The sequence below is a fragment of the Vibrio splendidus genome (assembly GCF_002873455.1).
Lineage (GTDB): Bacteria > Pseudomonadota > Gammaproteobacteria > Enterobacterales > Vibrionaceae > Vibrio > Vibrio splendidus_J.
On sequence record NZ_MCUN01000030.1, the window covers coordinates 18,890 to 29,239 of the forward strand.

At 43.7% G+C, this 10,350-nt stretch carries 12 protein-coding genes; 4 read left to right on the plus strand and 8 right to left on the minus strand.

What is annotated here, in order from left to right; genetic code table 11:
• Positions 1–25: 25 nt before the first annotated feature.
• The 8 genes from BCU75_RS18680 to ihfA form a co-directional block, all read right to left on the minus strand.
• Positions 26–580, minus strand: coding sequence for a c-type cytochrome (locus BCU75_RS18680; RefSeq protein WP_102474714.1), 555 nt, complete (start codon positions 578–580; stop codon positions 26–28).
• Positions 577–1,065 (minus strand): cytochrome C, encoded by a 489-nt coding sequence (locus BCU75_RS18685; RefSeq protein ID WP_102474715.1) that lies wholly within the window; start codon positions 1,063–1,065, stop codon positions 577–579. The genes BCU75_RS18680 and BCU75_RS18685 overlap by 4 nt, the downstream gene beginning before the upstream one ends.
• On the minus strand, positions 1,065–2,291 hold the full coding sequence (locus BCU75_RS18690; RefSeq protein ID WP_102474716.1) for a molybdopterin-dependent oxidoreductase: 1,227 nt from the start codon (positions 2,289–2,291) through the stop codon (positions 1,065–1,067). The genes BCU75_RS18685 and BCU75_RS18690 overlap by 1 nt, the downstream gene beginning before the upstream one ends.
• Positions 2,288–2,593 (minus strand): c-type cytochrome, encoded by a 306-nt coding sequence (locus tag BCU75_RS18695; protein WP_102466740.1) that lies wholly within the window; start codon positions 2,591–2,593, stop codon positions 2,288–2,290. Before BCU75_RS18695 ends, BCU75_RS18690 begins: the two co-directional genes overlap by 4 nt.
• Before the next feature lie 434 nt (positions 2,594–3,027).
• Complete coding sequence (locus BCU75_RS18700; protein ID WP_076679250.1) at positions 3,028–3,894, minus strand: DUF302 domain-containing protein; 867 nt, start codon at positions 3,892–3,894, stop codon at positions 3,028–3,030.
• Between the two features lie 97 nt (positions 3,895–3,991).
• A complete protein-coding gene (locus BCU75_RS18705) occupies positions 3,992–4,657 on the minus strand; it encodes an NAD(P)H-binding protein (RefSeq protein WP_102474717.1) in 666 nt (221 codons plus the stop codon).
• Between the two features lie 39 nt (positions 4,658–4,696).
• Positions 4,697–5,188, minus strand: a complete 492-nt coding sequence (locus BCU75_RS18710; RefSeq protein WP_102474718.1) for a hypothetical protein — start codon at positions 5,186–5,188, stop codon at positions 4,697–4,699.
• A 446-nt stretch (positions 5,189–5,634) separates the two neighbouring features.
• The gene (ihfA, locus tag BCU75_RS18715; protein ID WP_004734853.1) at positions 5,635–5,931 is read right to left on the minus strand and encodes an integration host factor subunit alpha; all 297 of its coding nucleotides are present in this window, start codon (positions 5,929–5,931) and stop codon (positions 5,635–5,637) included.
• Between the two features lie 762 nt (positions 5,932–6,693).
• Between ihfA and BCU75_RS18720 the strand changes: the two genes are divergently transcribed.
• From BCU75_RS18720 to BCU75_RS18735, 4 genes are all read left to right on the plus strand, one after another.
• On the plus strand, positions 6,694–7,149 hold the full coding sequence (locus BCU75_RS18720; protein WP_076679253.1) for a Fur family transcriptional regulator: 456 nt from the start codon (positions 6,694–6,696) through the stop codon (positions 7,147–7,149).
• Between the two features lie 84 nt (positions 7,150–7,233).
• Positions 7,234–8,604 (plus strand): dihydroorotase, encoded by a 1,371-nt coding sequence (locus BCU75_RS18725; protein ID WP_102474719.1) that lies wholly within the window; start codon positions 7,234–7,236, stop codon positions 8,602–8,604.
• Positions 8,605–8,704: 100 nt separating this feature from the next.
• The gene (locus BCU75_RS18730) at positions 8,705–9,265 is read left to right on the plus strand and encodes a carbonate dehydratase (RefSeq protein WP_076679255.1); all 561 of its coding nucleotides are present in this window, start codon (positions 8,705–8,707) and stop codon (positions 9,263–9,265) included.
• Positions 9,255–10,262 carry a CobW family GTP-binding protein gene (locus tag BCU75_RS18735; protein ID WP_102474720.1) on the plus strand — a complete coding sequence of 336 codons (1,008 nt, stop codon included), beginning with the start codon at positions 9,255–9,257 and terminating at the stop codon, positions 10,260–10,262. Before BCU75_RS18730 ends, BCU75_RS18735 begins: the two co-directional genes overlap by 11 nt.
• The last annotated feature ends 88 nt before the right edge of the window (positions 10,263–10,350 follow it).

Consider the following 10,350-nt stretch of genomic DNA (forward strand, 5'->3'; position numbering starts at 1 on the left):
ATTAACCAATACCAAAAAACGTCACCTACTGGTGATAGTACTCTTTCGTGCGGTTGTATAAATCCAATGGCTTCAACGTGCTATAAAACGCCGCCGCATCTTGTAAATCTTCATCCGAAAGATGTTTCACCACCGACTGCATGTATAAATCTTGGCGCTCATCACTTTTAAAATCACGCAGCTGCTTAAGAATATACCTAGCTTTCTGGCCTTTGATGTTTGGATAAGATTGTACGAAGGGGATGATCTTGTCACCATGACACTGGCTACAGAGATTCTGAACCAACTTTTCACCTGAAACTAAACTAGGTATGTACCCCTTAGTGATGACCTTGCTATCGACAAGAGTTTCAACCTCGGTTTTAGCTTCCGCTTTAAGTTTTGGCGCTGGTTCCGACTCCATGCCCAATGATTCGACTCGCGAGGCAACTTTATCTTCAGTGCTCGGCTGTTCATCAGTACACGCCGATAACGACAAAACTACTGCTGCAGCGGCTATCGCAATAACTGTATTTGCAACAGCTCTATTCGCAACAATTCCACTCGCAAGAGAGACCCGTTTTAATCGATTGACGCTCATTGGTTATCTCCCGACATAGGTGGCATCAAGGCGCTATCAATAGGCTTTCGACGATACTTGTTCATATCGATGCCTTTGTCTTGATAGTAGGTACTGAGGTAATCCAATACTGGGTCCCAAGTATCCGACAGATCCCACAGCCCTTGAGTGTCGACCATCCATTGAATGGTTTCACGCCACTGCTCTCTGTTACCGCTGTTCTGAGCAACGATTAAGCTGGTATGGCAAGCATTACATTGCCCCTTCACTGTTTCCCAACCGGGAGCCATAATCAAACCCGATGCTTTATCTACGCCGTAGTACTCTTTCGGATTGTCTGGAACATCAGCATGAACAAGCATCGACGTTAACAAGCTACACACCAATGCCGCTCTCATTATGCTTTTACGGTAACTACGCTTGTTAACAGGAATTAAGTCGGCGTGAATGGAGCCGCCACTAATTGAATTGATGAGTTTAGAACGGCCATTAGAAATAGACGGCATCACGACACTCTTACCGCAATACGGTGACAACCATTAAACAGATACCCTTTAGGGTTCCATTGTGGTTGCACCACCGGCTGGCTATCCCCTTCACTGTCGGTCGCCTTTGCCCAAATCTCGTAATAACCTGTCATAGGAAGTTCTAATTCGGCTTCCCATTGTTGCCACGCGCCTTTGTTTACTGGCTTATTCAGTTTCGCATCGTGCCAAGTAGTACCGTAGTCGTAGCTCACTTGCAGCTTCTCAACGGTTCTCAAGCCAGCCCAAGCATGACCACTGACTTTGACCTTCTTACCAAGCGCAAACTCTGTTCCGCTTTTTGGAGAAGTAATCAGCGACTTCACAATCATCTCTTCAATGATTCGGAAATCTTTGTTATCCACTTTCTCACCCGGTGCGATTGGGTTCTTAGGCACTTGATAGGCAGGAGCTGCCATCTTGTGTCCATCATGGATCTTATTTCGAATACTGATGCCGGTCGTGCATTTCTGAGAAACAGAAGCCGGTCGGCCGCCAAATACCGTTCGTAGCGGATAACCATGGAGATAAGGAATTGGCTCGCCATTCATTTCCCATGCAATCAAGGCGTTATCGTTCATCGCCGCTGCAATAGGAACACCACGTGAAATCGCCTCACCTTTACCACTCAAGTGCTTATCAAAGCCATGGTTACCAACGTAAACCGCATCATCTTTAATGCCGCAATCTTTAAGCACATCGCTCAGCAACACACCCGTCCACTGTGAGCAATAAACACCCGCGTTGTTCCATTGGTTGCCTTTGGTGCTTGGATAAAAGTTGTTACGGCTGTTGCCACCACACTCTAAAACCAAGCTTTGAGTATGATGCTTAAACTTCGACTTCAACTCTGCGATCGTATAGGTTTTGCTTTGTTTTACCGATTCACCTTTCACTTCGAATGCCCAGGAGTCAGGATCCATCTCCGTAAAATCTGGCATCAAGCCGTTCCAACGGACAAAGGGAACATCAGCAGGAGTCACAGCGGGCGCAAGCATACTTTCTGGCGGATACGCATTCAAAGGGTTGGTATTTAAAACAGTGTAGTAATCCGGCAAATCTTCAGCTTTTGCCCACGTTAATGCGTTGATATCCAGTGCTGCTAAACCTTCAGGGCGATTCGCGGCAAATACCCACGACACTGGCAATGCCGATACTGCGGTTGCTGAAAGCGCGGCTTTAAGGAACTGTCTTCTATCTAAACTCATTGCGGTGACCCTGTGTTATTCAGTTGGTAAAAGTAATTGGCTAACTTCTTGATGTCTTCTTCTGACAATAGTTGCGCGACTTTGGACATCGTTTTGTCCTCACGCTTGCCACTTTTAAAGTCAGTCAGTTGCTCAGTGAGATAGACTTGATTTTGCCATTTAAGGTTGGGGATAGAGGGAAACGAGGTGTCGTTGTTACTGCCATGGCAAGCAATGCACATATTGGCAAGTTGCTGGTACTCCGCTGCCGACGCGATAGTCGGTACAAAGAGTAATATCAAAGCTAAAGCGGACTTGCGCAAAGCTTCTCCTTAGATTTAGGATCAACAAAATAGGTTAACTAGCTTTTTATTGAGCGTATTACAGCAAATCACTCGAGTGATTTGAATTCAATTAGATTTAACCTCTGTTCAATTTCACTGAACGGATTTCAAAAACAAATAAGGTGCGTTGAATACATACTGACTAGCTGTCCATTTTAAATGTACGGGTAATAAATGAAGACGGGCGTCGATGTATGGAGACAAGATAAGGTGCTGGGAACAAAGTTGTATGACTGAGCTGAAATGGTAGGTATTGATCGACTGTGGAGAGTCACTAGAACAAAAGAGCTCTGCTTGACGGGCGTAAACAGAGCTCATGCGATGGTAATTGGTAAACTATAGATATAGATATAGATATACAGACTTACTGGAACCGCTTAGCAAACACATAGCGCTTCTAGTAAAAACAGCCCCTACTTCGATACTGCTCCGCCAAGGGTTTTGCTTAATCGAAAGTTAATGATCTTGTGAGATATTGCGTTATCGCCGTAATGCAGTTCCGACATATCGACAATGTCGTTATAGAGCACAATCACCTTGCCCTCTTGCTCGATAACAAGAACCTTTTGACCAAAAGCATCTAAACCAATACTAGGAAAATCAGTCATTGCGGTCGCGCCAGGCGCTGGCCCTCCAAACACCAACAAAGTTGCTTTAGGAAGCGATTCTCCAATCGATTCGGCCCGAGCCTTGTAGTCCCAGTTCATAAACCAAACCGTGTCATCTTGTTCAAGAACATCTCGCTCAATGTTCTTTAACGTCGTCTCAAAGTCATAATCAGATTCAAGCGCTTCAATGCCATACCCTTGCTCTAAGGTGTCACTATTAACCGCAGAAGCGTTGTCTAGCCCACGAACAAGCTGTTCAATCTGCAATTGGTATTGTGTAAGCGTGGCGTCATCTGTGATCCCATGTCTTTTTCGAATAAACTCTGCGTCTGTGTAGACCGTTTTTTGAATCCCGCCTTCCATGTAGTTTAAAACTCGAAAAGGCAGATCGAGTCCTACTTCCGGGTTGAGTTTTAATAATGCGGTATTAAGAGCGTCATTGGTGTAGAAATCCACACGACTTGGAGCCAAATACTCTCCTGCTTGTTCCGCTAAACGAGAATGGTCGATAGTCAACACATGATCCAAACTTTGCCCTTGCGCATTAGCTTCGACGGTCAAAGCATTCTGATCGACGGCTTGTAGGTCAGAGACATAAGCAATGGGATCGACTGTTGACTCACATCCCATCAAAGGTAACGCCAACAACATCATTAAAGAACGATTTTTCATTGATAACCTCTTAATTTTTAATCACATGCCCAACAAAGCTATACCTATACAGTATCAGTATCAGTATCAGTATCAGTAGAGTGAACGCAGATTCACGCTAAGAAATGAGCTGATTCATCGCAACCGAGTTCAATCTTTCAACCTGATTGGAATGAGGCATCATCGATATCGTCAAAATGCTTTGAGCAATAACAGACGACTCAATCGGGACATATTTACTTAGATTGCCGATCATTAGCGGCTTAACAATTTTCAATAAACCTTGCAGAAATTTTTCATCCGTTCTTTTCTCATCACGGTCGCCCGCTAAAGGCCCGGGATGTAAAAAAGTCGTTTGTTCAAAACCCAGAGATTCGACCTTTGCTTCCATTTCACCTTTGCAACGAAGGTAATGGGAACGAGCGTTAATATCCGCTCCAAGGCATGACACAACAATGATGTGACCTACGCCAAGCTGCTGCATTTTTTCAGCGGTCGCTGTGACTAAATTGACATCAATTTCGCGCAGTTTTTCTTTCGTGCCAGCTTTCTTAATCGTGCTACCCAAAGCAATGATGCCAATCTCAGGCGGTCTCTCCATTGTGATGTCTGGAGAGACTGACAGCGCTTCGTCAATCACTTGAGTCAACTTAGAACCTTCAACAGCCAATCGATGTCGAGACAATGCATAAACGCGATTTACCTCATCACTTTTAAGCAGTGCAGCAAGTGTTTTTTTACCGACTAGGCCACTCGCACCAGCAATAATTATTGATTTGTTCATATTAGTTTCACCATTTAGTCGATTAACACTTACTGTGTACTATTTAATTTCTTCAAGCATTGCGTTAGGTATGATGCTTTCGATGGCAATGTACTGCTCAACATCGAGTAACAAGAAACAGCCATAAGCCAAACCACTCCAACCTAAGATCGACAACGTCAGCATAGCGAACGTCTTTCTCCAACCTTGATTCAGCCGCTTCGAAACAAAGGTGTAGCTTGGAATTCCCACCAGAACAGAGGCTAAAACAGCCATCGTGAGTTGACCGTATTTATTCCATCGCTTCATAAAGCGTCTCAGCTTGGGCTTAAAAGCAACGGTTTTATGTCGATTAAAAATGCTCGAATAAACTGGCGCGACCTTCCACCCAACATAAGCTGCCAGTAATGCGGGAAGTAGATTAAATAATAGCATTTCAGGGTATGAATATGACATGAGCGCTGCCAGAGCTGGCCCTGAATACGTTTTCCAAAGACTCAATAGCGCCATTGAAAACCCAATGAATAGATAACTTTCCAATGCTAGTGTCATAGATGCGATTCTCTCTTTGAACTACCTGTTTGAAAGGCTCTGTGCAGAAATGCGCTGATTTTCAGTCACCCTTTCACTCTGTATTGCTGACACAATAAACAAAACAAACCGATCGGTCTAGTGTTTTTTTGTATCTGTTTACATTGAGCTCCTAGTACAAGCATAAGAAGCAAACTAGACAATTGGGTGAACTTTAAAAGTATATGGTGCAGATTAAGTTATGACAGAAGCAGAAATACATCAGTCTTAAGCAGTGGGATTGAGAGAACCAACCGTGAAATCAACGAATCTTAAGAGATGGGCATAATGATGGTGAATGGTGAATGGTGAATGGTGAATCTAGGATTGGGCTTGGAATTTGGAAGCTTAAGGCCGTTAGAAGTTGAATGGGTGTTTTCCTTGGGATAGATACAAAAAGACCACGCTAGGCGTGGTCTATTGCTTGGCTACTTCTCGATTTTAATATTCTCGACTCGGGCCTTTAGTTTTTGTCCCGGTCTAAAAGTAACAACACGTCGAGCAGAAATTGGAATGTCTTCACCAGTTTTCGGGTTACGACCAGGTCGCTCGTTTTTCTCACGAAGATCAAAGTTACCAAAACCAGACAGTTTTACCTGTTCGCCATTTTCAAGTGCCTTACGAACTTCTTCGAAAAACACTTCAACCGTTTCCTTGGCATCCCGCTTGCTGTATCCGAGTGTTTCAAACAGGTTCTCAGCCAAATCGGCTTTAGTGAGTGCCATAAAACTTTCCTCAAAGCTATGTTATACATTGCTACCATCGCCAGTAGCGCCAAAGCATTTACCCTATTCAATCAATGAGATAAGGTCGTTTACAAGGAAAGTGTATGCCAAGCTTCTGATTTTCGCCAACTTTTTTATCTCAACTATTTAATTATTCTTTCAAATCAGAACGATAAGTCACTTGCAAACTCACATATATGGCTAAAAAACATCTACTTAACCACCATCAAATAGAACAACATACCACCCATCCAACTAAAAATAGGATTTAATACTTTAGGTGTCTAAATGATAATTTTTGAGACTTTTCTCCGATACCCAATGAAATCAGCCACTTGATTTGATATCGAACTCAACAGAGGTTACTAAATAAGCGTTATTAAATATGAGATTTATATCATTTCAGCATTTAATTCGAATTAGCCTGAATAAAACCTTACTGAGTTACGCTTTCCCACTGAGTTACTTGTTGAGAGGTCAATACAATAAAGCTCACTTCTGCATAAACAGCCCAGCTAACACAGCTAGTCTTAAACATGATTGGTCGATGTTCCATCTACGTACCAATTTTATCCAGAAAAAAACTCGCAGCAGGACCAGAACATCATTACTTGGCGAGTATCCCCACAGCCTACCCAACCCAGAACATGTATTGGTCATACTGAGTAGTAATCCTACACAATGACAAAACAAAAAGTTCGTTCCCCGCAATTGATTGTTATGTTATAACATATCCACATTATTACTAATTTTGTGGATTGAATGAGAGACATCGAAGCGATCATCGAGCACGTAAAACAAGGCTGTAAAGCAAACGGAAAACAGTTTACCGCTAAAAGACTGTTGATACTGCGTGCATTGGTTCATGCCGACAGAGCGCTGTCTGCGTATGAAATCGTTGAATATTGTAAGGAACACTTTGATCAGCACGTTCAAGCGATGTCGGTTTATCGAGTGTTGGAATTTCTTGAAGAGCAGCACTTAGCACACAAACTGCAAGTCTCAAATAAGTACATACTTTGCGACCATATCCTTTGCGATCATGAGCACGGCATCCCGCAGTTCTTGATTTGCTCTAAGTGCGACAAAATCAGCGAGCAAACCATCGCCCCTTCCATCATTCGCGATCTTCAATCTCACGCAAAACAAGAAGGCTTTACCGTAATAAGTCCCCAGTTAGAGATTAGCTGCGTATGTGATGAATGCGTCGATACATAAGCGCTGAGATCCATCAATGGTAACGCTATTTTCTTAGACACTCTCCCAGCATTAGCACTAATCAAAAAGGAAGAATGAACCGCTATGTCTGCAACACTCATCAAGAATGCACGCTTGGTTAATGAAGGCATCATTACTGAGTCGGATCTATTAATCGTTAACCAGCGAATAGAAAGAATCGCCAACAATATCGAACCAAAATCAGATGATGAGATTATTGACGCTCAAGGTTGCTACCTCCTTCCTGGCATGATCGACGATCAAGTTCATTTTCGAGAACCCGGCCTCACCCACAAAGGCTCAATAGCCACAGAATCACGAGCTGCTGTTGCTGGCGGTATTACGAGTTATATGGAGATGCCGAATGTAAACCCAGCGACCACAACTATTGATGCGTTAGAACGAAAATTTCACATCGCAGCACAAAGCTCACTCGCAAATTACTCCTTTTATCTTGGTGCGACCGAAGACAACCTTGAACAAATAAAACAGCTTAATCCAAAGAAACACTGTGGGGTGAAAGTGTTTATGGGCGCTTCCACAGGTAACCTGCTAGTTGAAGATCCTCAAGCATTAGACGCTATTTTCCGAGATTCTCCCGTCCTTATTGTTACCCACTGTGAAAGCGGACCGGTCATTGCCCAAAATCAAGAAGAACTGAGAATAGAGAAAGCCGAATTCACAATTGAAGACCACCCGGCCCTGCGAGACGCCAATGCATGTTACGCCTCTTCATCATACGCAGTAGAGCTGGCCAAAAAGCACAATAGTCAACTTCACGTATTACACATCACGACGGAGAAAGAACTCGCTCTGTTCGAAGCGGGTCCAATTCAAAACAAACGCATTACTGCGGAAGCCTGTGTGCATCATCTTTGGTTTAGCAACCAAGATTACGCAGCGTTGGGTAACCAGATTAAATGTAACCCTGCCATCAAATACCCAAATGATCGTGAGTCGCTGATAGCGGCTTTGAATTCAGGGAAAATAGACATTATTGCGACGGATCACGCGCCTCATACATGGGAAGAAAAACAGGTTCCCTACGAGCAAGCACCTGCGGGGTTGCCTTTAGTTCAACATGCTTTGTTGACCCTGTTTGACCATGTGAAGTCAGGACGACTGACAGTCGATCAGGTTGTAGAGAAAACGGCTCACAACCCAGCACTGCGTTATGCAATACGCGAACGAGGCTTTATCCGTGAAGGTTACTACGCCGATTTAGTCTTAGTCGACTCGCAAACATCAACCTTAGTCAGCGATGAAAACATCTTATACAAATGTGAATGGTCACCATTTTCAGGGCATGAGTTCTCCGCTCAGATAAAACACACATGGGTAAATGGAAACAGAGTTTATAGCCATTCTGAGGCATTTGTAGAGCAAACTACTCAAGGTAATGAAAGACAAAGCATCCAGCCAACGCCGGCAATGAGGCTTTCCTTTGAACGCTAAAGCCTCGATTAAAGAACAGACCACCACCTAAACAACAAAATAAATCGCTGCCCACTTGTAAAGGTAGACCCAGCGGCATTAGAAAACAAAAGAGCTCAATATGTTAAGAAGAAACCCTAGTGGCCATATGCCGAACGTATCAGAAACCGCCTTCATTGATCCGACTGCTATCATCTGCGGAAAGGTGATCATTGAAGATAATGTGTTTATTGGCCCCTATGCCGTCATTCGTGCCGACGAGGTCAACGAACAAGGTGACATGGAAGCGATTGTGATTAAGCGCGATACCAATATTCAAGATGGTGTCGTCATACATTCAAAAGCAGGGGCTGCTGTTACCATCGGAGAGCGCTCTTCTATCGCTCACCGATCCATAATTCATGGGCCTTGTGAAGTTTGTGACGATGTCTTTATTGGCTTCAACTCAGTGGTATTCAATGCTGTGATTGGTAAAGATTGCGTAATTCGCCACAACTGTGTGGTAGATGGGCACGACTTACCTGAGAACTTCCACGTACCACCGATGACCAATATTGGCTCAGGGTTTGATTTAAATAGCATCTCAAAAGTGCCACCTGAATACTCTGCATTTTCAGAGTCTGTGGTTTCAGCAAACCACACCCTAGTTCAAGGCTATAGGAGAATTGCTAATGAGCTCTGATAAGTCACCTATATTAGGCGTTCCAACCAACATTATTACCGGGTTCCTTGGAGTAGGAAAAACCTCTGCGATTCTCAACCTGATGAAAAACAAACCAGCAAATGAACGTTGGGCAGTGTTAGTGAATGAGTTTGGAGAAATCGGCGTTGATGGCAGCTTGATTCAAGGAAATCAGGCCAAACAACAAGTGTTCATTCGTGAAGTACCGGGCGGTTGCATGTGTTGCGCGGCAGGTTTACCGATGCAAATAGCGCTCAATCAACTGCTTACCGAAACAAAACCAGATCGCTTGTTAATCGAACCTACAGGGCTTGGTCACCCGAAAGAAGTGCTACAAGTTTTATCTTCTGAACACTACCGTAAAGTGCTATCACTGCAGAAGAACGTTACCTTGGTCGATGCGCGTAAGCTTTCTGATTCACGCTACTCAGACCACGATACCTTCAATCAGCAAATCACCATTGCCGATACCGTGGTTGGTAACAAAGTCGACTTGTACCAAGATGGCGACGCAGAAAGGCTAGCTGAGTACGTCACCCAGATTTGTCACCCGAATACCAAATTGGTCTTCGCTCATCATGGTAAAATTTCTTTTGAAGAGTTCGAAGGAGACACTAGCTTCTTCGGTCATCAAGCGCACCATCACCATCATCATCATCACCAACAAGAAAAACCGCTCGCTTCAGAATTACCCATGCCAGAAAGCGGCATGATCAAAGCGACAAATCAAGGTGAAGGTTTTGAAAGCGTAGGTTGGCGATTCTCAGCAGATAAACTGTTTGACCACCAGCGTTTGAGAAACTTCTTAATTGGATTGAAAGCTGAACGAATGAAAGCGGTGTTCATTACTCAAAGTGGTATTTTCGGCTACAACTTAACAGAGGATGGTTTGACGGAATCAGAGCTCGATGAGTGTGCCGAAACCAGAATCGAAGTGATCGCGCATGAAATAGATGACGATCTAGAAAGCCAGTTACTCGAGTGCATGATCGCTTAAGCCACAGAAGCTAATAAGCCCATGATGCTTTGTATAACAAAGACAATGGGCTTATTTGCTTCTTATAATGTCCCGTCCTGAAATGTGT

Bases quoted from the DNA above. Each gene is read 5' to 3' on its own strand.
- BCU75_RS18680 (WP_102474714.1), bottom strand. From the start codon at position 580: ATGAGCGTCAATCGATTAAAACGGGTCTCTCTTGCGAGTGGAATTGTT.
- BCU75_RS18685 (WP_102474715.1), bottom strand. From the start codon at position 1,065: ATGCCGTCTATTTCTAATGGCCGTTCTAAACTCATCAATTCAATTAGT.
- BCU75_RS18690 (WP_102474716.1), bottom strand. From the start codon at position 2,291: ATGAGTTTAGATAGAAGACAGTTCCTTAAAGCCGCGCTTTCAGCAACC.
- BCU75_RS18700 (WP_076679250.1), bottom strand. From the start codon at position 3,894: ATGAAAAATCGTTCTTTAATGATGTTGTTGGCGTTACCTTTGATGGGA.
- BCU75_RS18705 (WP_102474717.1), bottom strand. From the start codon at position 4,657: ATGAACAAATCAATAATTATTGCTGGTGCGAGTGGCCTAGTCGGTAAA.
- BCU75_RS18710 (WP_102474718.1), bottom strand. From the start codon at position 5,188: ATGACACTAGCATTGGAAAGTTATCTATTCATTGGGTTTTCAATGGCG.
- ihfA (WP_004734853.1), bottom strand. From the start codon at position 5,931: ATGGCACTCACTAAAGCCGATTTGGCTGAGAACCTGTTTGAAACACTC.
- BCU75_RS18720 (WP_076679253.1), top strand. From the start codon at position 6,694: ATGAGAGACATCGAAGCGATCATCGAGCACGTAAAACAAGGCTGTAAA.
- BCU75_RS18725 (WP_102474719.1), top strand. From the start codon at position 7,234: ATGTCTGCAACACTCATCAAGAATGCACGCTTGGTTAATGAAGGCATC.
- BCU75_RS18730 (WP_076679255.1), top strand. From the start codon at position 8,705: ATGTTAAGAAGAAACCCTAGTGGCCATATGCCGAACGTATCAGAAACC.
- BCU75_RS18735 (WP_102474720.1), top strand. From the start codon at position 9,255: ATGAGCTCTGATAAGTCACCTATATTAGGCGTTCCAACCAACATTATT.